General features: G+C 49.7%; 18 protein-coding genes and 1 pseudogene. 7 read left to right on the top strand and 12 right to left on the bottom strand.

Going from position 1 to position 21,278, the window contains the following annotated elements; all coding sequences use genetic code 11:
* Positions 1-95: 95 nt before the first annotated feature.
* The gene (glpK, locus tag PCO85_21935; GenBank protein WJV53752.1) at positions 96-1,607 is read right to left on the bottom strand and encodes a glycerol kinase GlpK; all 1,512 of its coding nucleotides are present in this window, start codon (positions 1,605-1,607) and stop codon (positions 96-98) included.
* 30 nt (positions 1,608-1,637) lie between these two features.
* Positions 1,638-2,483: an MIP/aquaporin family protein gene (locus tag PCO85_21930; GenBank protein WJV53751.1), complete on the bottom strand. Its 846-nt coding sequence runs from the start codon at positions 2,481-2,483 to the stop codon at positions 1,638-1,640.
* A 515-nt stretch (positions 2,484-2,998) separates the two neighbouring features.
* Here PCO85_21930 and zapB point away from each other — a divergent pair.
* Positions 2,999-3,241: a cell division protein ZapB gene (zapB, locus tag PCO85_21925; GenBank protein ID WJV53750.1), complete on the top strand. Its 243-nt coding sequence runs from the start codon at positions 2,999-3,001 to the stop codon at positions 3,239-3,241.
* Between the two features lie 64 nt (positions 3,242-3,305).
* Here the strand turns inward: zapB and rraA are convergent, their stop codons facing one another.
* From rraA to priA, 7 genes are all read right to left on the bottom strand, one after another.
* The gene (rraA, locus tag PCO85_21920) at positions 3,306-3,791 is read right to left on the bottom strand and encodes a ribonuclease E activity regulator RraA (GenBank protein ID WJV53749.1); all 486 of its coding nucleotides are present in this window, start codon (positions 3,789-3,791) and stop codon (positions 3,306-3,308) included.
* Between the two features lie 130 nt (positions 3,792-3,921).
* Complete coding sequence (locus tag PCO85_21915) at positions 3,922-4,839, bottom strand: 1,4-dihydroxy-2-naphthoate polyprenyltransferase (GenBank protein WJV53748.1); 918 nt, start codon at positions 4,837-4,839, stop codon at positions 3,922-3,924.
* A gap of 108 nt (positions 4,840-4,947) precedes the next feature.
* Positions 4,948-6,279, bottom strand: coding sequence for an HslU--HslV peptidase ATPase subunit (hslU, locus tag PCO85_21910; GenBank protein ID WJV53747.1), 1,332 nt, complete (start codon positions 6,277-6,279; stop codon positions 4,948-4,950).
* 9 nt (positions 6,280-6,288) lie between these two features.
* Positions 6,289-6,819: an ATP-dependent protease subunit HslV gene (gene hslV / locus PCO85_21905; protein WJV53746.1), complete on the bottom strand. Its 531-nt coding sequence runs from the start codon at positions 6,817-6,819 to the stop codon at positions 6,289-6,291.
* A gap of 88 nt (positions 6,820-6,907) precedes the next feature.
* Entirely contained in the window at positions 6,908-7,726 is an 819-nt protein-coding gene (ftsN, locus tag PCO85_21900) for a cell division protein FtsN (protein WJV53745.1), read from the bottom strand.
* A gap of 80 nt (positions 7,727-7,806) precedes the next feature.
* Positions 7,807-8,850, bottom strand: a complete 1,044-nt coding sequence (gene cytR, locus PCO85_21895; protein WJV53744.1) for a DNA-binding transcriptional regulator CytR — start codon at positions 8,848-8,850, stop codon at positions 7,807-7,809.
* Between the two features lie 272 nt (positions 8,851-9,122).
* The gene (gene priA / locus PCO85_21890; protein WJV56173.1) at positions 9,123-11,318 is read right to left on the bottom strand and encodes a primosomal protein N'; all 2,196 of its coding nucleotides are present in this window, start codon (positions 11,316-11,318) and stop codon (positions 9,123-9,125) included.
* Positions 11,319-11,581: 263 nt separating this feature from the next.
* Between priA and rpmE the strand changes: the two genes are divergently transcribed.
* A complete protein-coding gene (gene rpmE, locus PCO85_21885; protein WJV53743.1) occupies positions 11,582-11,797 on the top strand; it encodes a 50S ribosomal protein L31 in 216 nt (71 codons plus the stop codon).
* Positions 11,798-11,886: 89 nt separating this feature from the next.
* Here rpmE and metJ read toward each other — a convergent pair whose 3' ends face one another.
* Complete coding sequence (metJ, locus tag PCO85_21880; GenBank protein ID WJV53742.1) at positions 11,887-12,204, bottom strand: met regulon transcriptional regulator MetJ; 318 nt, start codon at positions 12,202-12,204, stop codon at positions 11,887-11,889.
* Positions 12,205-12,390: 186 nt separating this feature from the next.
* Between metJ and metB the strand changes: the two genes are divergently transcribed.
* The 3 genes from metB to metF all read left to right on the top strand — a co-directional run bounded on the left by metB (position 12,391) and on the right by metF (position 17,156).
* Entirely contained in the window at positions 12,391-13,551 is a 1,161-nt protein-coding gene (gene metB / locus PCO85_21875; GenBank protein WJV53741.1) for a cystathionine gamma-synthase, read from the top strand.
* A 2-nt stretch (positions 13,552-13,553) separates the two neighbouring features.
* Positions 13,554-15,989: a bifunctional aspartate kinase/homoserine dehydrogenase II gene (locus PCO85_21870; protein WJV53740.1), complete on the top strand. Its 2,436-nt coding sequence runs from the start codon at positions 13,554-13,556 to the stop codon at positions 15,987-15,989.
* Between the two features lie 273 nt (positions 15,990-16,262).
* Entirely contained in the window at positions 16,263-17,156 is an 894-nt protein-coding gene (metF, locus tag PCO85_21865) for a methylenetetrahydrofolate reductase (GenBank protein WJV53739.1), read from the top strand.
* A 168-nt stretch (positions 17,157-17,324) separates the two neighbouring features.
* Here metF and PCO85_21860 read toward each other — a convergent pair.
* Positions 17,325-17,967: pseudogene (locus tag PCO85_21860) on the bottom strand (redoxin family protein).
* Positions 17,968-18,127: 160 nt separating this feature from the next.
* Here PCO85_21860 and oxyR point away from each other — a divergent pair.
* Positions 18,128-19,045, top strand: coding sequence for a DNA-binding transcriptional regulator OxyR (gene oxyR, locus PCO85_21855; GenBank protein ID WJV53738.1), 918 nt, complete (start codon positions 18,128-18,130; stop codon positions 19,043-19,045).
* On the opposite strand, the gene sthA is transcribed toward oxyR, so the two are convergent.
* A complete protein-coding gene (sthA, locus tag PCO85_21850; protein ID WJV53737.1) occupies positions 19,028-20,437 on the bottom strand; it encodes a Si-specific NAD(P)(+) transhydrogenase in 1,410 nt (469 codons plus the stop codon). The genes oxyR and sthA overlap by 18 nt on opposite strands.
* 196 nt (positions 20,438-20,633) lie before the next feature.
* Between sthA and fabR the strand changes: the two genes are divergently transcribed.
* Entirely contained in the window at positions 20,634-21,263 is a 630-nt protein-coding gene (fabR, locus tag PCO85_21845) for an HTH-type transcriptional repressor FabR (GenBank protein ID WJV56172.1), read from the top strand.
* The last annotated feature ends 15 nt before the right edge of the window (positions 21,264-21,278 follow it).

The raw sequence follows: 21,278 nt of genomic DNA, 5'->3' as shown, positions 1-21,278 counted from the left end.
AAAGGGGAGGTGGGCGGCGATTTTAACACAGGAGGGAAGGCGGGAATAAACCAGAACAAGGGAAAAATGGGCGCGACGAGCGCGCCCGGACAGTTTTACTCTTCTTTGTCTTCCCAGGCGCGGGCACGTTCGACCGCTTTTTGCCAGCCGCGATAACGATAGTTACGCTCTACGGTTTCAATACCTGGACGGAATTCGTGCTCAATGGCGGCTTTGCTCTTCACTTCATCCAGATCGCTCCAGAAACCGGTCGCCAGGCCTGCCAGGAACGCTGCACCTAATGCCGTGACTTCACGAATAACCGGACGTTCTACGCGAGTGCCGAGAATATCGGACTGGAACTGCATCAGGAAGTTGTTGGTTACCGCGCCACCATCGACACGCAGGGATTTCAGGTGGGTATTGGCATCAGCCTGCATGGCATCCAGCACGTCACGAGTCTGATAGGCGATGGATTCCAGTGTAGCGCGGATAATATGGTTGGCATTTACGCCACGGGTCAGGCCAAAAATGGCACCACGAGCGTAGGGATCCCAATAGGGTGCGCCCAGGCCGGTGAATGCCGGGACCACATAAACACCATTGGTATCTTTTACTTTGGTAGCAAAGTATTCTGAGTCCGCAGCATCACTGATCAGCTTCAATTCATCACGCAGCCACTGAATGGAAGCGCCGCCAATAAACACAGCACCTTCCAACGCGTAGTTCACTTCTCCACGCGGACCGCAGGCGATGGTCGTCAACAAACCATGTTTTGATCTCACCGCTTCGGTGCCGGTATTCATCAGCAGGAAGCAACCCGTACCATAAGTGTTTTTCGCCATTCCTGATTGTACGCAAAGATGGCCGTATAGCGCCGCTTGCTGGTCACCAGCGATACCGGCGATAGGAATACGGGTGCCGCCTTTACCGCCGATGTTGGTTTGGCCGTAGATCTCGGATGAGGCTTTGACTTCCGGCAGCATGGCGCGAGGGACATCCAGCGCTTGCAGCATTTTCTCGTCCCAGTTAAGGGTATGGATATTAAACATCATGGTACGGGACGCGTTAGTGTAATCAGTAACATGGACGCGACCTTGAGTCATTTTCCAGATAAGCCAGGTATCCACCGTACCAAATAATAGCTCGCCACGTTTGGCGCGCTCACGGGATCCTTCGACATGGTCCAGAATCCATTTCACTTTGGTACCGGAAAAATAAGGGTCCACTACCAGGCCGGTGGTGGCGCGGATATATTCCTCTAACCCTTCTTTTTTCAGTTTTTCACAGATATCTGCCGAGCGTCGGCATTGCCAGACGATGGCGTTATAGATGGGTTTGCCGGTTTCTTTTTCCCAGACGATAGTGGTTTCACGTTGGTTGGTGATACCGATACCGGCGACTTCGTCCGCGCTGATGCCCGCTTTAGCCAGCGCTTCCACCAAGGTGGAGCTTTGTGAGGCCCAGATTTCCATCGGGTCATGCTCAACCCAGCCTGCCTTTGGATAAATCTGTGGGAATTCGCGCTGAGATACACTGATGATATTGGCATCATGATCCAGCACTACGGCGCGGGAGCTGGTTGTCCCCTGATCAAGGGCGACAATGTATTTCTTTTCCTGGTTCATAAAATTAGTCCTGTTATGGTTTGCCGGGTACTAAATATCGCGAGTTTCGGTGTGTATCGCGGTGTCGTCGTCAATAACGCAGATTTCACAAGGCAAGTGGCGGCCAATCAAGGCACGATAACCAAATGCACCCAGTATGGCACCGACAAGCGGGCCAAAAATCGGCACCAGAAAGTAAGGGATATCACGGGCTCCGGTGAAGGCGACTTTTCCCCAACCAGCAACATAAGCAAATAGTTTAGGGCCAAAATCACGGGCTGGATTCAGGGCAAATCCGGTCAGTGGCCCCATGGACGCACCGATCACGGCAATTAAAATCCCGATCAGCAGCGGAGCCAACGGGCCGCGCGGGATACCATTACCATCATCCGTTAAGGCCAGAATCAGACACATCAGAATGGCGGTGATCACCATTTCCACCAGGAATGCTTGCATTACAGAGATATGTGGATTGGGATAGGTGGAGAATATGCCTGCCAGATTCAGACTCTCTACGCTGCCGCGCACGATGTGGTGAGTTTGCTCAAAATCATAGAACAGATTGTAATACAAACCGTAGACCAGTGCGGCAGCGCAAAACGCACCGGCAACCTGAGACAGGATGTAGGGAATGACTTTGCGTTTGTCAAAACAGGCAAACAGCCACAGGGCGACAGTTACTGCCGGGTTGAGATGGGCACCGGAGACAGCGGCAGTCAGATAGATTGCCATTGCAACACCGAACCCCCATGTGATGCTGATTTCCCATTGTCCGAAATTGGCTCCAGCCAGTTTCAACGCCGCAACACAGCCAACGCCAAAGAAAATCAGCAGACCAGTGCCCAAGAACTCAGCAATGCACTGGCCTTTTAATGTTGAACTTTCAGTTTGACTCATACACGTTTCCTACTTGTAAGGTACAGCGTGGTTATTATCAGCGGACACATAAATGTTATGTCCGTTGTCTTCTCTAAATGTACTTGTGATGTGAATTTATCGTTAATGCTCGAAAACGAGAAATATCGAAATCAAAATGTGTGTTGTACGTCAAAAAAATGAGCGTATTCGCTTATCAATATAGCATTTATTATCTTTTAGGCTTGGGATGTGTTAACCAGAATGTTAATTTTGTTAACATTCGTTTCCTTCAACGTCAAGGTGTGTGATTTTTGTTTTGCAGTGTTGATAGCCGCAGTCTGAAAAAAATGACAGACTTGCCGTTATGGGCGGATGTGAGCTAGACAGGCCAGAGTTGGCTACATACAATCCTTCTATGAAATTACGCCAATAACGCCTAATGAAATGGGTTCTAGGGGTGTGATAAGTGGACGCCACGGTTGTGATGGCGTGAAATTTCGCTATGAACCAGTGTTAACCGGTTTATGCCTTGCGATGGAAAGGGGTTAGAAGTTATGTCATTTGAAGTATTTGAGAAACTGGAAGCGAAAGTTCAGCAGGCGATCGACACGATTACGCTATTGCAGATGGAAATTGAAGAGCTGAAAGAGCAGAACAATACATTGTCACAAGAGATTCAGGCTGCGGCAGGTAGTCGTGATGCGCTGATGCGCGAGAACGAACAACTACAGGAAGAGCAGAAAACATGGCAGGAGCGTCTGCGTGCACTATTAGGTAAAATGGAAGACGTACAATAAATAATTTCTGAAAGGGCGATGTTATCGCCCTTTCCACTTTACGAGCGGGAAAGCGTCATCCGGATTACTCTATATCCAGCGGGTCTTCTGACAGAATGATGCCAGTATTATCGGCATAAAGGTGATCGCCAGAAAAGAAGGTCACACCGCCAAAATTGACGCGAATATCTGTTTCACCAATTCCTTCACTGGTTGCTCCCGCAGGCGTTGCTGCCATCGCCTGGATACCAATATCCAGTTCTGCCAGATCGTCTACCTGACGGACGGCGCCGTAAACCACGATGCCTTCCCATTCATTTTGTGTCGCCAAACGGGCCAGTTCAGCGTTGATCAATGAGCGACGCACTGAGCCGCCGCCATCAATCAACAGTATGCGTCCACTGCCGCTTTCTTCAAGCAAGTCGTAAAGCAGGCCGTTATCCTCAAAACATTTCACCGTGGTGATTTTGCCACCAAATGAACTACGCCCGCCAAAATTGGAGAAAAGGGGTTCAACAACGTTCACCTCTTCATGATAGATATCACACAGTTCGGAAGTATCGTATTTCATAGGATTTACGTCAGGTTGCGGCTGGAATAGTGAGTATATCCCTTTCTAACAGAAATTGGCAAAACCATCAGGTGTCATCTTGACCAGTATCAGTAAAACGGGAGATGATTTTGTCCCTCAGCTGCGGTAGTTAACTCAGCATTACGCCCACAGCGAACAACAAATTGGTGAGCAACGCCCCTTTGACGGTTTTCTCCAGCATTGGGCGCATACTGAACGCTGTTGTTTCCCGCAGTACATAACACGCCTGGTGGATCAGTAGCGGTAACGTTAGGATAAATAGCCAGCCAGCCAGGCTGTGTAGGTAGAACAAAGCAAACAATGCCAGGCACGCCGGTGCCGTCATCAGTAATAACATGTGATAACAGCGAGCTTTCTTGGCACCAAGTCGTACCGCCAACGTGTTTTTGCCATTCATCCGATCATTATCTATATCGCGCAGATTATTAATATTTAACACTGCCGTTGCCAATAGGCCGCAAGCGGTGGCGGGCAGGATAACAATGCTGTTGAAATGACCGGTTTGCAGATAGTACGACCCTGCCACACTGAGCCAACCAAAAAAAATCAGTACGGAAATATCGCCCAACCCAATATAGCCGTAAGGTCTATTCCCGACCGTATAAGTGATAGCGGCCAGAATCGCCAGGCAGCCCAGCGACAGGAATACGACAATATCAATCGGCTTTTCGCAGGCCAGCGTCACCAGTGCGATGCCAGAGACGATGGTTAACAATATGGTGAGAATCAGTGCGTTTCGCAGTTCAGTCAACGAGATCATACCCGTCTGAATTCCACGTAGTGGCCCGATTCGAGCTTCGGTATCACTGCCCTTGATCGCATCGCCATAGTCATTCGCCAGGTTTGAGAGGATTTGCAATAATCCGGCAGTCAGCAATGCCAACAGCGCTATACCAGGTTTGAAACTGCTATGCCAACTGGCAATGGCCGAGCCGGTAACGATGGAGGCGAAAGCCAATGGCAATGTCTTGGGACGTAAACTGTCCAGCCATGCCTGGGTTTTGCTGCTATGTATCAATGAGGTCATAGTGTGCTTCAGTTCAGGGAAAATTATGTTTGATAATGGTACCGAAAACACAAATGGGAGGCGCTGGCCTCCCACTCTTTAGTTATCAGGACGATCCGTAAATCCAGATTATAAAATAAATCGGCTCAGATCTTCATCTGCTACTAGCTCATCAAGGTGACTACGTACATAATCTGCATCAATAGTCACGGTTTCGCCACTCATTTCGCTAGCATCGTAAGAAACTTCTTCGATTAGTCGTTCCAGTACGGTGTGAAGACGGCGCGCACCGATGTTTTCAGTACGTTCATTGACCTGCCAGGCAGCCTCAGCGATATGGCGGATACCTTCCGGTGTAAACTCAATGTTTACGCCTTCAGTAGCCATCAGCGCTTTATATTGCTGTGTCAATGATGCGCTGGGTTCAGTCAGAATGCGCTCAAAATCCTCGGTTGTCAGTGCCTGTAATTCCACGCGGATGGGTAGACGACCCTGTAGTTCCGGAATCAAATCGGACGGGCTGGATACCTGAAATGCGCCAGAGGCAATGAACAGGATATGGTCAGTTTTCACCATGCCGTGCTTGGTGGAAACGGTACACCCTTCCACCAGTGGCAGTAGGTCGCGCTGAACACCTTCACGGGAGACATCAGGGCCAGACGTTTCACCACGTTTGCAGATTTTATCGATCTCGTCGATAAATACGATACCGTGCTGCTCTACGGATTCAATCGCCTGTTGTTTCAGCTCTTCTGGATTGACTAGTTTAGCGGCTTCTTCTTCTACCAGCAGTTTAAAGGCTTCCTTGATTTTTACTTTACGGGTTTTCTGCTTTTGGCCCGCCAGATTCTGGAACATGGATTGTAACTGGTTAGTCATCTCCTCCATACCTGGAGGTGCCATGATTTCCACACCAACCGGCGCTGCGGCCAGGTCAACTTCAATCTCTTTATCGTCCAACTGACCTTCACGCAGTTTTTTGCGGAAAGCCTGACGGGCTGCAGAAGGCTCGTGGTTTTCTTCCGCCTGTCCCCAGTTGTTTTTGGCCGGGGGCAGTAATGCGTCCAGAACGCGTTCTTCAGCCAATTCTTCAGCATGGTGACGATTTCTCTCTATTGAGTGCTGGCGTACCATTTTGATGGCCGAATCGGCCAGATCGCGGATAATGGAATCCACTTCTTTACCGACATAACCCACTTCGGTAAATTTCGTCGCTTCAACTTTGATAAAGGGTGCATTGGCCAGTTTGGCGAGTCGACGGGCAATTTCTGTTTTACCTACCCCAGTCGGTCCGATCATCAGGATGTTTTTAGGTGTAACTTCATGGCGCAGGTTCTCTTCCAGTTGCATACGGCGCCAGCGGTTACGCAGGGCAATTGCTACAGCACGCTTCGCGTTGTGCTGGCCAATGATGTAGCTATCAAGCTCACTGACTATTTCACGCGGGGTCATTTCAGACATAGTGGATCCTTACGCCTTGGAGGCTAATTCTTCAATCGTGTGGAACTGGTTGGTATAGATACAGATATCACCGGCAATACCCAAAGATTTTTCAACAATCTCCCGTGCGCTTAATTCTGTATTTTCCAGCAAGGCGCGTGCAGCGGACTGTGCATATGGTCCACCGGAGCCGATGGCAATCAGATCATTTTCTGGCTGCACTACATCACCGTTACCGGTAATAATCAATGAGGCGTTTTCATCCGCTACAGCCAGCAATGCTTCCAGACGGCGTAGCATGCGATCAGTACGCCAGTCTTTGGCTAATTCCACTGCCGCTTTTACCAAATGTCCCTGATGCAGTTCCAGCTTCCGCTCAAATAACTCGAACAGAGTGAAAGCATCAGCGGTGCCACCGGCAAATCCAGCAATAACCCGGTCATTATACAAACGGCGTACTTTGCGCACATTCCCCTTCATGACCGTGTTGCCTAATGTGGCCTGGCCATCTCCGCCAATGACGACCTGCCCATTGCGGCGTACGCTTACGATTGTTGTCACGCGTAAATCCCCGTTACTTACTGATAAAAAGACCCCCGCGTGCCGCGGGGCATATTGCTGATAAAGATGGGGGGAAGGGGGAGGGTTTTCAACCCCCGTTAGCTAACAGGATGCAGTTGGTGTGGCCCATACCTTTAAGCTGAAGCGCCATTTTATTGGCGTTGGTACGGTTATTATAAGGCCCCAAAATAATCCGGTTCCAGCCTCCGCTGTTGGTGATATGGCTTTCTATTCCGGAAAATGCCAGTTCAGCTCGCACGGATTCGGCAGGCTCCGTGGTTTTGAATGAACCACATTGTACAATCCAGAGTTGTGCTTTTTTCTGCTTACTACTATCGACCTTTTCTGGTTCATTTTTCGTTATTTTCGGCTTGGGGATTTCTGGCTTCGTTGGCGAGGGCGCCACTGTTGATACTCGGGGTACTACGGTCGATGGTACAACCGCTTGTGGCTTGATGAAAACCTGCGAGCGGGGGACTTGTGTTTCGTTATACGGTACTTCTGACAGTGGCGTCGGTTGGTTGCGCATATCCGACTGTATCTGCTCCAGTAACTGGCGCTGTTCTTGCGTCAGTTCACCCGTTGTCTCGATATTCCCACCTGCTGAAGGTTCCGTTGGTGTTGTTACACCGATATGACGATTTTCCAGCTCTTTGATATAACGCCAGCGTTCTTCCGGTTTTGGTGGCAGTCCGTTACCTTTGCCTGTCTGATGCGGTAACACCGGAGACTCACCCGGTTTATTATGGACGATGAAATATAACCCTCCCGCAAAGGTGACAAGCACTGCTGCGGCCAGCGCGATCATAACCTTGGAGGTACCGGAACTACTACCTTTTCTCCGGTTGGATGTCTTTTTCCGACGCGTTGCCGAGCGCCCACGGCTGACATAGTCTCTTTGTGCCACTATCGTTTCGCTGTGCAATAAAAAAAGTAACAGGCCGCCATGTTACTGAACCCTCAAATGTTTGACCAGCACATGAAGTCTTAAAGCCGGTTATGTGTGGAATTAGGCGGGGAGGTGCTTTCCCGAATGACTAACTCACTAGCCAGCAGGCGTGATCCACTCTGGACAGAATGACCATATAACTGTTCCAGCAGCAATAGCGTAGCTTCACGTCCGATGTCATAGCGTGGTTGAGCTACAGTGGTGAGCGGCGGAAAGCAGTAACTGGCCTGAGCAATATCATCAAACCCCACCACTGAGAGATCTCGGGGAATATCCAACCCCACTCTTCTGGCTTGGGACAATACTCCCAACGCCATGATGTCGCTATGGCAAAAAATAGCACTGGGAGGCGCTGGATGCGACATTAGCGTGGTCAATCCCTTCATCCCGGTTTCATAAGTGAAGTCGCCTCGCACTATGTACTGGTTATCGATGGTTAACCCACAGCGACGCAATGCCTGGATATAGCCTTGTAAACGGTACTGGCTCTGTGGCAGATGTTCTGGTCCGGCAATACATGCAATGCGTTGATGTCCCAACTGATGAAGATAATGTACCGCATCGAACGCCGCTGTCAGGTTATCAATATGCACTGTCGGTAATTCCAGCTCGGGAGCAAATTCGTTGGCCATCACCATTGGTGGAAGATTGCGTTGTTCAGCTTTACTGACATCAAACGGCAGGTCAGAGCCCAGTAGTAACATACCGTCAATCTGTTTGGTGATAATCAGGTCGAAAAAAGTTTTATCGTTTTGACGCTGATGGGCGCAGTCACCAATCAGTACCAGGTAACCACGTTCAGTCGCAGTTTCTTCGATGCCTCTCAATATTTCCGAGAAGAAAGGGTCACATATGTCGGGCACAATCGCCAGAAGGGTTCTGGATTCATTACGCTTGAGATTGCGGGTAATCGAATGAGGAGAATAGCCCACCGACAGTACGGCCTGCTCCACTTTTTGCCGGGTTAGGGCAGATACTTTTTCCGGGCTCATCAATGCCCGAGATACAGTGGCTGTAGAAACCCCTGCCATATCCGCAACGTCCTTCATGGTCGCTGTGGTGTTTTCTCTCTTTTGCTCCAACGCTTTTCTCCTTGCATCAGCGTCAACTGGCGCCGTAGCTTTGGCTACCGTTCGCTTTTGCTAGAGAGGCGTCGGGAGCCGCTTAAAAACAGGATATTTCTGTCACTGTGCTGTTCAGCATACTGCCATCACCAACACTCTTAACAGATTGGGAGCAACATTTGTGGCTTAATTTGCTGGCAAGATGTGATGAATGTCAGTTTTTTGGAGGCAGTTCGCAATAAATCCCAGTCAAACGGTGTGAGATCTCAATGTTCTTTAACCGCATCCTGTTAGCTGTCTGTTGGGTCAACATCCAGTATCCATTTCACCTTTCGCGTCTGTGGAAGTGTGTCGATCAAGGCCAGTGAATTTCGGAGCAATTGCTGTAGACGAGCGCGGGATGGATGCTGAAGCAGTAGTTGCCAGCGAAAGCGACCCGCTCGTTTGGGTTGCAGTGCGGGAACGGGTCCCATTAGCCAGAGGGCATCATCCCGTAGTGGGCTGGCTTCCAGCAGATTGCGTAGTTGTTGCAGGAACAGCGTGGCCTGTTGATTATCATGATCCTCTGCCCGGAACAGGACATGGCTGGTAAACGGCGGTAGGAAAACGCTCTGACGTTCTTTCAGAGTCTGGTTAGCAAAGTCGTCATACCCTTTTTGCAGCAAAGTCTGCAATAGCGGGTGTTCTGGATGATGAGTCTGAAGAATCACTTCCCCTGCTTTGCCAGCGCGACCAGCGCGACCGGATACCTGCGTATAAAGCTGAGCGAAGCGTTCTGCGGCTCGAAAATCAGCGGAAAACAATGAACTGTCTACATCCAGTAGCACGACCAGTGTGACATCCGGAAAATGGTGGCCCTTGGCCAGCATCTGTGTCCCGATGAGTATCCGTGCCCCGCCTTGCCTTACCTGTGTCAGTTGTTGTTCCAGCGAGCCTTTGCGGCTGGTAGTGTCCCGATCAATGCGGGTAATGGGGGTCTGGGGAAACAAAGCGGGTAGCGCCTGCTCCAACTGCTCGGTGCCTAGCCCTACAGGAACCAGATGCGTAGAGCCGCAGTGAGGACATTGTGGTGGCACCGGACGTTGGCTGTCACAGTGATGGCAGCGCAATATTTGCTGATGTTGGTGCAATGTATAGTAGTGATCGCAGCGCTGGCACTCAGCAATCCAACCACATTCATGACACATCACCACTGGGGCAAAACCGCGTCGGTTCAAAAACAGAATCACCTGATTATCATTATTCAAGTGATGATGGATACGGTTGATCAGTGGTTGGGACAAGCCGCTAGTCAACGGCAATCCTTTCAAATCGAGTATATGCTGTTGTGCCAGTCGGGCATTACCTGCACGTTTACTGAGTCGGAGCTGACGATATTTGCCAATCTGTACGTTATACAATGTTTCCAGCGCCGGAGTGGCGGAACCCATGACAATAGGAATGTCTTCTTCCCTGGCACGAAATACCGCCAGATCGCGGGCATGATAGCGCCACCCCTCCTGTTGTTTATAAGATCCATCGTGTTCTTCATCGATCACAATCAGCCCCAATCGGGCAAATGGCGTGAACAGCGCGGAGCGAGTACCGATGACAATCGCCGCTTCGCCGCTTTTGGCCCGCAACCAGACAGCAAGGCGCTCACTGTCATTCAGCCCGGAATGCAGGGCTTCTACCGGTGCAGTAAAACGGTCTTTAAAGCGGGAGATGGTTTGTGGCGTCAGGCCGATTTCCGGCACCAGTATCAGAGCTTGTTTGCCTTGCGCCAATATATTTTCCAGCACGCTGAGATACACTTCGGTTTTGCCGGATCCTGTAATCCCCGCCAGTAACCAGGCGGAAAAATGGTTGTCTTCGCTGCGTATCGCGCCTATGGCGGTGGCCTGCTCCGTATTCAGCTTTAATCGTTCACCGATGATGCTGAATTCGCTACGCCAGTCGGAGAGTTGTCGGGAAAGGGGTCTCAGGTCACACAGGCTTTTGCTGCGCAATGCCTGTAACGCGGTTTCGGTTAGTGCTGACTCACTGACCTGATGACGGTAAAGTGGAGCATGTAGTAAGGCGGCTAGCGCCTGTTGCTGTTTAGGGGCTCGTTTCAGTGATGCCAGTGGCATTGCCCGCCCTTGTTCTGTTGCGAACCACTGCCAAAGCGGTGCGGTATGGGCCGGTTTACCCTGACGCAGTATAATTGGCAGGGCATGAAACAGAACTTCGCCGATGGGGTAATGATAATAATCCACGGCCCAAAGCAGAATGCGCCACAGACTGGCAGGAAAAAGTGGTTCGTCATCCAGAACTTCTCGCACGACCTTGAGCTGATCCAACGGCAGTTCGCTGCTGTTGTTCAGTGTGGTGACAATGCCAATCATTTTACGGTTGCCAAAGGGTACGCTGACACGCATACCCGGCACAGGGCACAACCCTTCGGGTAATCGATAATCGAATGTGCGTGCCAGCGGCACGGGTAGGGCGACCTGAACGACAGGCATGACAACTCCGTCTGGGTAATAAGCGTTGTTATTCTTCATGCTGTGCGGTTCCTGTTTCGGAATAGACGCAGCACGCAAGAAATGTCCTGGCAGTAGTGTACATGGTGTGAATGATTCTGTGTCGATGTGATTGCATCAGCTGGCTAATTTCTGTATGATTCGCCGCCTTTATACCTCGTGGTATAATGGCATTTTACTCAACTTCGTGTGGTGTCTGGCGGAATAGGGCTGGATAGCGACACGGCCTTAAACAGAGGTTTCCCATGAAACAAGGTATTCACCCGAATTATGCTGAAGTTACCGCTACCTGCTCTTGCGGTAATGTTATCAAAGTCCGTTCTACAGCGGGTCATGATCTGAATCTGGACGTATGTGGCGAATGCCATCCGTTCTATACCGGCAAACAACGCGTGGTTGATACCGGTGGTCGTGTTGAACGTTTCAACAAACGTTTCAGCGTACCGGGCGCCAAAAAATAAGCTTCACCGGTTAGACAACGTTCTGCTGGACGAAAATAAAGGCATCCTTGGATGCCTTTATTGTTTTTGAATCCCACATCAATAGATGATCAGTACTCCCAGGTATCGGGGTTGATCCCCATTTCGCGCATGATTATTTTGGCTGCTTCCGGAATTTCATCACTGCGCTCTTTACGCAGATCTTCATCATTCGGTAAGGGTTGGCCGGTAAAAGCATGCAGAAACGCTTCACAGAGTAACTCGCTGTTAGTCGCGTGACGCAGGTTGTTTACCTGACGACGCGTTCGCTCATCAGTTAATATTTTAAGTACTTTCAATGGGATAGAAACTGTGATTTTTTTTACTTGCTCACTTTTCTTACCGTGTTCAGCGTATGGGCTTACGTATTCGCCATTCCACTCAGCCATGGGATACCTTAAAAATTGATCGTGGTGAAGACAGATACTGTCGCGTAATACCATAATTCTAGCGATTATTATAGGGATGCTCAATCTATACGCAAAGAAGTTTAGAAGTCTAGATGTATTGACGTCTATAATATCTACGTTTACTCTTGATATTCTTCACTCAGTCTTCAGCCAGGAAAAGCACCAATGACGCGTAAACAGGCTACTATCACAGTTCGTAGTGGGTTAAATAATGACGAGCAGTTTGGTTGTGTCGTTCCTCCCATTCACCTTTCCAGCACTTACAATTTTACCGGTTTTAATCAGCCTCGAGCGCATGACTACTCTCGTCGGGGGAACCCAACGCGTGATGTTGTGCAGCGGGCGTTGGCGGAACTGGAAGGGGGGGCCGGTTCTGTGATGACGAACACCGGTATGTCGGCGATTTTTCTGGTCTGCACGGTATTTTTACGCCCCGGCGACCTGCTGGTGGCTCCTCATGATTGTTATGGCGGTAGTTACCGGCTGTTTGAAAGTCTAAGCAAGCGGGGTGTATTCCGCGTGAAATTTGTCGATCAGGGTGATGATTCGGCGCTGAAGTCGGCTTTGGCCGAAAAACCGAAGCTGGTGCTGGTGGAGAGCCCCAGTAATCCACTGCTGCGTGTGGTGGATATTGCGGCCATTTGTCAGTCGGCGCGTGAAGCGGGCGCTGTCAGTGTTGTGGATAACACTTTCCTCAGTCCGGTGTTGCAAAATCCACTGCAATTGGGTGCCGATCTGGTGATTCATTCTTGTACCAAGTATTTGAACGGGCACTCTGACGTTGTTGCTGGAGCGGTGATTGCCAGGGACCCTGAAGTGGTTACCGAACTGGCATGGTGGGCGAATAATATCGGTGTTACTGGTGCGGCGTTTGATAGTTACCTTCTATTGCGCGGTTTGCGCACGTTGTCACCGCGTATGGCCGCGGCTCAGAACAATGCGCAACAAATTGTGGCGTATTTGCAGGATCAACCGCTGGTGAAAAAGCTGTATTATCCCTCTCTGCCGCAACACCCTGGACACGACATCGCCTGTCGTCAACAGTCCGGCTTTGGCGCGATGTTAAGTTTTGAACTGGATGGTGATGAAGACGCTTTGCGCCGTTTCCTCTCATCGTTGGAGTTATTTACGTTGGCGGAATCGTTAGGGGGTGTTGAAAGCCTGATTTCTCATGCAGCTACCATGACTCACGCGGGCATGTCTCCAGAGGCACGTGCCGCTGCCGGGATATCAGACACACTGCTGCGCATTTCGGTAGGTATTGAAGACGGTGATGATTTGGTTGCCGATCTGGAACAGGCGTTTCAAGCTGTAACCACGAGGTAAAAATGAGTGCTTTAGGGATAGCGGGGGCCGTCACTGGGCGGCAACTGCATAAATTTGGCGGTAGTAGTCTCGCTGATGTGAAATGTTATCAGCGTGTCGCCGGTATTATGGCGGAGTACAGCCGTCCCGGTGATTTGATGGTGGTTTCCGCTGCGGGTAGCACCACTAATCAGCTGATTAGCTGGTTGAAGTTTAGTCAGGTCGATCGTATTTCCGCCCACCAGATTCAGCAGGTATTACGCCGTTATCAGAGCGATTTAATTACCGGGTTATTACCAGCGGAGAGTGCAGATCTATTGACGGCAGCGTTTATTCACGATCTGGAACGTTTGGCTGCACTGTTGGATGGAAAGATCACCGATGCGGTGTATGCCGAAGTGGTTGGACATGGTGAAATCTGGTCAGCGCGTCTGATGTCTGCGGTACTCAATCAGAAAGAGATGTCTGCCTCTTGGCTGGACGCTCGCCAATTCCTGAGAGCAGAGCGTGCGGCTCAGCCGCAGGTAGACGAAGGTCAATCCTGGCCACTGCTACAGCAGTTATTGGCACAACATGCTGATCAGCGTTTGGTTGTCACTGGTTTTATCTGCCGGAATAAAGCTGAGGAAACGGTACTATTGGGCCGTAATGGCAGTGATTATTCTGCGACCCAGATTGGTGCATTGGCTGGTGTTGAGCGTGTCACTATCTGGAGTGACGTTGCCGGGGTATATAGTGCTGATCCGCGCAAAGTGAAAGATGCCTGCCTGCTGCCGTTACTGCGGCTGGATGAGGCCAGTGAATTGGCGCGACTGGCGGCACCAGTGCTGCATACCCGCACATTACAGCCGGTTTCGGGTAGTGATATTGATCTGCAGTTGCGTTGCAGCTATCAACCGGAGCAAGGGTCTACCCGCATTGAACGGGTGCTGGCTTCCGGCACAGGTGCCAAAATCGTTACCAGCCATGATGACGTGTGCCTGATTGAAGTGAAAATCCCGGAAGAACACGATTTTCAACGGGTGCAAAAAGACGTGGAGCAATTGCTGAAACGGGTGCAGATAAAACCTCTGGCAACAGGTGTGCATCAGGATCGTAGTTTGCTACAGCTTTGTTATACCTCTGAAGTGGTGGAGAGTGCCTGGCAGATATTGGAGCAGGCCGCATTGCCGGTACAGCTTGGCTTGCGTGAAGGTTTGGCATTGGTGGCGATGGTTGGTGCTGGTGTCGGTAAGAATCCGCTGCACAGCCACCGTTTCTATCAGCAGTTAAAAGATCAACCGATCGAGTTTATCTGGCAGGCTGAGGATGATATCAGTCTGGTCGCCGTGTTGCGTGTCGGTCCTACGGAACATGTGGTACGTGGTCTGCATCATTCTTTGTTCCGGGCTGAAAAGCGTATCGGGTTAGTGTTGTTTGGTAAGGGGAATATTGGTTCCCGTTGGCTTGAGTTGTTTTCTCGCGAGCAAAGCCTCATTTCGGCTCGTACCGGATTTGAATTTATTCTGGCCGGCGTGGTGGACAGTACCCGTAGCCTGCTGAATTATGATGGACTGGACGCCAGTCGTGTACTGGCTTTTTTTGACGAGGATGCGAAGGAACACGACGGCGAGGATCTGTTCCTGTGGATGCGTGCACACCCATATGATGACCTGGTGGTGCTGGATGTCACAGCCAGTCCGGCGGTTGCCGATCTCTATCTGGATTTTGCCAGTTATGGTTTCCACGTTATTAGCGCCAACAAACTGGCGGGCGCTTCCGGTGGTGATAATTATCGTCAAATCCGGGATGCGTTTGCCAAAACTGGCCGTTACTGGCTGTACAACGCCACGGTAGGCGCTGGTTTGCCTGTAAACTATGCAGTACGGGATTTACGCGAAAGTGGCGACAGTATCCTGGCTATCAGTGGTATTTTTTCCGGTACCTTATCCTGGTTGTTTTTGCAATTTGATGGCACGGTGCCATTTACCGAACTGGTGGATCAAGCCTGGCAGCAGGGATTAACGGAACCGGATCCCCGGGTTGATCTTTCTGGTCAGGATGTCATGCGTAAGCTGGTGATTCTGGCGCGTGAAGCGGGATACGAAATCGAACCAACACAGGTCCGCGTTGAGTCTCTAGTGCCTGCAGGATGTGAAAATAGCTCGGTAGACCAGTTTTTTGAGGACGGTGAGTCGCTGAATCAACAGATGGAACAGCGACTGGAAGCGGCAAATGAAATGGGACTGGTGCTGCGTTATGTGGCCCGTTTTGACGCCCATGGCAAAGCCCGTGTCGGGGTGGAAGCCGTCAGACCGGATCATCCATTGGCAGCACTGCTGCCGTGTGATAACGTTTTTGCCATTGAAAGCCGCTGGTATCGTGATAATCCGTTGGTCATTCGTGGGCCGGGAGCCGGACGGGATGTTACCGCAGGGGCTATCCAGTCTGATTTAAATCGTTTAGCCCAGTTGTTGTAATACGCTTTTACGATCCCCTTATTATCGATAGCCGCTATATACACTTTGTCATCAAACGCCAAGCCTGAAACTGAATGCTTCAGGCTTTTTTGTTGCCGTCTATACTGACCGTAGTCAGTTGAATATTTTTCAAGATGCATGAATAAACATCAGCTCTCAACGCAATGAAAAGCGTTGACTCTTTATACGGATTCGGTCATTTTCTATATGGACGTCTAAACGTATAGACGTTTGTATAATAGAACAATGACAACGGCAAATTGAGGTAAGGATATGAGTTTTTTCCACGCGAACCAGCGGGAAGCGCTGAATCAGAGTCTGGCAGAGTTGCAGGGACATATTAACGTTTCCTTTGAATTTTTCCCGCCGCGCACCAGCGAGATGGAAGAAACCCTATGGAGCTCTATTGATCGTCTGAGTAGCCTGAAACCCAAATTTGTCTCAGTGACCTACGGTGCCAATTCTGGTGAACGTGACCGTACTCATAGCATCATCAAGGCGATTAAAGAACGTACCGGGCTGGATTCGGCACCACACCTTACCTGTGTTGATGCCACTCATGATGAGTTAAAGGCCATTGCTAGGGATTACTGGCAGAGCGGCATTCGCCATATTGTGGCGTTACGTGGTGATTTACCTCCGGGTAGCGGTAAGCCCGATATGTATGCCGCCGATTTGGTTACATTGTTGAAAGAGGTGGGCGATTTTGATATTTCGGTCGCGGCATATCCGGAAGTTCATCCGGAAGCGAAAAGCGCCCAGGCTGATCTGATCAATCTGAAACATAAAGTTGATGCTGGTGCCAACCGGGCCATCACACAGTTCTTCTTTGATGTGGAGAGCTATTTACGCTTTCGTGACCGCTGTGTTTCCACCGGGATTGATGTGGAGATTGTTCCGGGCATACTACCCGTTTCCAACTTTAAACAACTGCAACGCTTTGCAACCATGACAAACGTTCGTGTGCCAAACTGGATGACAGCAATGTTTGAAGGGCTCGATAACGATCCAGAAACCCGCAAAATGGTAGGGGCATCCATCGCTATGGATATGGTAAAAATCCTCAGCCGTGAAGGGGTGAAGGATTTTCACTTCTATACCCTGAATCGTGCTGAACTGAGTTATGCCATTTGCCATACCTTGGGCGTTAGACCGGCTACGGTATGATTTTCAAGCATTAATGGTGGGTGGAACCGGCCATGGTAATTTCCAGCTAGATAGCTGCGATATCAACATGCAGTTCTTTCATTTTTTCTTTCTCCCTGTATCTGATTGCGTCAAAAAAGGCGGGACAAGACCCGCCAAAGCTTCGCTGGTTTTTTTATAAGAATAACCAGCTGTCAGAAGCGCTTCGAGATCATCGCTGCCACCGATATGGCGACCACTAATAAAGACCTGGGAAACCGTGTTCCGTCCGGCTACTGTACGCAGGCTGGCCGTAACGGCATCTTTACCCAGAATAATCTCTTCATACTGGATGCCGTGATCCTGTAGCAGTTGTTTTATTTTGGTACAAAGCGGGCAACACGGTTTGGTAAACAAAGAAACAGATTTCTGAACTTTAAAGTCTGGAGCCCGCTACTTCAGCATGGAGTAACCCCAGGAGTGTGGGCCGAATCTCAACTCGGTTTTCTCCACCAGCATGTTCATGACGTTAGTGAACTCGCATTACCGTCTGGAATAAACCGAATACTCTCTGCGTTCTGGTCTGCTTTCTAGATATTCATCACGAAAGTATCATTTACGAAAAAGCACAAAATGTTATCTACGCCAAATTGTTTGAATATGATAACTAACTCATTATAGCGTGGCAGATGGCTGGAGGAGCAGGTCGGTATAAAAACCCCCTGGCAATGAAAAAACTATAACGATTTTGTTGTTAAACACTTTGTCAGTAGTGACGTCAATCTATTGATCGTCCTTGACGAGTGTGAACAGTAGCCTGTGGGATTTCTTTGCCTTCTTGACTGACAAACATATTTAAGCCTACTTAGTGGTAAAATTATATTTTTCTTAATGAATAAGCAGAGAGATATGTTTCGCTGAGAGACTTTATTCTTTTTTGTGTTGATAGGGATAATCGTTCATTGCTATTCTATCTATCGTTGCTGGCTATCGTGGTTATGGAGAATTAGTGTATGAATATTCGGGACTTAGAGTATCTAGTGGCATTGGCCGAGCATCGTCATTTTCGTCGAGCAGCGGATTCCTGTCACGTTAGCCAACCCACACTGAGTGGGCAAATTCGTAAGCTGGAAGACGAGCTGGGCGTGATGCTGCTGGAAAGGACCAGCCGCAAGGTACTGTTTACTCAGGCGGGGTTACTGCTGGTGGAACAGGCCAGAACGGTGCTGCGTGAGGTTAAGGTACTGAAAGAGATGGCCAGCCAACAAGGGGAGAGTATGTCAGGGCCATTGCATATCGGTTTGATCCCTACGGTTGGACCGTATTTGTTACCGCAAATTATTCCCATGTTGCATCAGCTTTTTCCGAAGTTGGAAATGTACCTACACGAAGCACAGACCCATCAGTTGCTAGCCCAATTGGACAGCGGCAAGCTGGACTGCGCCATTTTGGCGATGGTGAAAGAAACAGAAGCGTTTATCGAAGTGCCACTGTTTGATGAACCTATGAAGCTGGCCATTTATCAGGATCATGCGTGGGCTAACCGTGAGCGCGTGGCAATGTCCGATTTGGCAGGAGAGAAATTGCTGATGCTGGAAGATGGTCATTGTCTGCGCGACCAGGCGATGGGATTCTGCTTCCAGGCCGGCGCAGATGAAGATACTCATTTTCGGGCCACCAGTCTGGAAACCCTGCGTAACATGGTCGCTGCTGGTAGTGGTATTACACTCCTGCCGTCACTGGCGGTACCCGCAGAACGGATACGCGATGGTGTGTGCTATCTGCCCTGCTACAAGCCAGAACCGAAGCGCACCATCGCGCTGGTTTACCGCCCGGGTTCACCATTGCGTAGCCGGTATGAGCAACTGGCTGATGCCATTCGTGAACATATGCAACAGCATATGGAGCGTTTGTTAAAACAGGCGGTTTAACCCATTCAGAGCCGCTACCCGGAAGGCTTCGGCCATCGTCGGGTAGTTGAAGGTCGTATTGACGAAGTACTCGATAGTATTACCTTCACCTTTCTGTTCCATGATGGCCTGACCGATGTGAATAATCTCGGCAGCCCGTTCACCAAAGCAGTGGATACCCAGAATCTGTTTGGTTTCGCGATGGAACAGAATTTTCAGACTCCCAACATTCATGCCGACAATCTGCGCCCGAGCTAGATGTTTGAATTGCGCCCGGCCCACTTCATAAGGCACTTTCAGTGCGGTCAGCTCTTGCTCGGTTTTACCTACAGAACTGATTTCAGGAATGGTGTAGATCCCGGTGGGGATATCTTCAATCAGATGAGCGCTGGCATCACCTTTGGTAATGGCCTGCGCGGCAATGCGACCTTGATCATAGGCTGCTGAAGCCAGACTCGGGTAGCCAATGACATCACCTACAGCGTAGATGTGCGCCTGTGCTGTCTGATACATGCTGTTGACTTTAAGCTGCCCACGATTGTCGGTTTCCAGTCCTATATTTTCCAGCCCCAGATTCTCGGTGTTGCCAGTACGACCGTTAGCATACAGCAGACAATCAGCCTTCATTTTCTTACCGGATTTCAGATGGACGATAACACCATCGTCCAAACCTTCAATTCGCTCAAATTCTTCGTTATGACGAATTACTACGCCATTGTTCCAGAAGTGATAGGACAGCGCATCGGACATCTCCTGATCAAGAAATGCCAGCAGGCGATCGCGGGTGTTAATTAAATCCACTTTTACATTCAGACCGCGGAAAATGGAGGCATATTCACAACCAATCACTCCGGCACCATAAATAATGACGTGCTGAGGTTCATAATCCAGTTGCAGGATAGAGTCACTGTCATAAATATGTGGGTGAGTGAAATCGACCTCCGCCGGATGATAAGGCCGGGAGCCGGGGGCAATAATGATATTGTCTGCCGTCAGCGTGTCGTGCGTGTCATCCGGATAGTTGACGACGATAGTGTGGGCATCAATGAAACGTGCTTCTCCGGAAAACAAATCACAGTGATTCCGTTCGTAGAAGCCTTGACGCATACGGGTTTGCTGCCCAATAACACTGTCGGCATGGCGTAGGATATCGGAAAAAGAGGAACTGATGACACGAGAGTTATCGCTGTAAAGCGGATTTTGGTTGAACTCTATAATACGGCTGACCGCGTGACGTAGGGCTTTGGAGGGAATGGTACCCCAGTGGGTACAACCACCGCCGACACTATAGTGTTTTTCGATCACGGCGATTTTAGCGCCTTGTTTGGCTAACCCCATCGCAGCCCCTTCACCTCCGGGGCCAGATCCAATCACTATGGCATCGTAATTGTGTTGTTGCTGTTGTATGGACATGGTAGGACACACCTATTTTAATACAAATTACTAACGCGATTGTAACATCCTCTGCAAAATAACCCAATCATCCCTTTAATTCGTAGGGGAACTTATTGTTGCACTTTTAACATAGTCATTTTGGCTCAGTATGTAGTTAATAAAGTTTGCTATAGTGATTCTCTGGACAAGGAGAACAGATAATTTGGGCACGATAATGGGTATCAGAGCGCAGCAAAAAGAACGGACGCGTCGTTCCCTTATAGAGGCAGCGTTTAGTCAACTAAGTGCTGAACGTAGTTTTGCCAGTCTGAGTTTACGTGAAGTTGCTCGTGAAGCCGGGATCGCACCAACTTCTTTTTATCGCCATTTCCGTGACGTAGACGAACTGGGGCTGACCATGGTCGATGAAAGTGGGCTTATGTTACGCCAACTGATGCGACAGGCACGTCAGCGTATTGCCAAAGGTGGTAGCGTCATCAAAACGTCTGTTTCCACGTTTATGGAATTTATTGGCAATAATCCTAATGCTTTTAGACTGTTGTTGAGGGAAAGATCAGGAACATCGGCCGCTTTTCGTGCTGCGGTCGCCAGAGAAATTCAACATTTTATTGCTGAACTGGCCGATTATCTTGAAGTCGAAAATCATATCCCGCGCAGTTTTGCCGAAGCACAGGCAGAAGCGATGGTGATCATTGTTTTCAGCGCGGGTGCAGAGGCGTTGGATGTGAGTACGGAACAACGTCGTCAACTGGAAGAGCGGTTGGTGTTGCAGTTACGTATGATTTCAAAAGGTGCGTGTTACTGGTACAGAAGAGAAGCCGGTAAAGGGTTTGTTTCATCTTGAGACTTGGTGTCGCGA

The sequence above is a fragment of the Prodigiosinella aquatilis genome, assembly GCA_030388725.1.
Taxonomy (GTDB): domain Bacteria; phylum Pseudomonadota; class Gammaproteobacteria; order Enterobacterales; family Enterobacteriaceae; genus Prodigiosinella; species Prodigiosinella aquatilis.
This window is presented reverse-complemented; position numbering and strand designations above follow the sequence as displayed.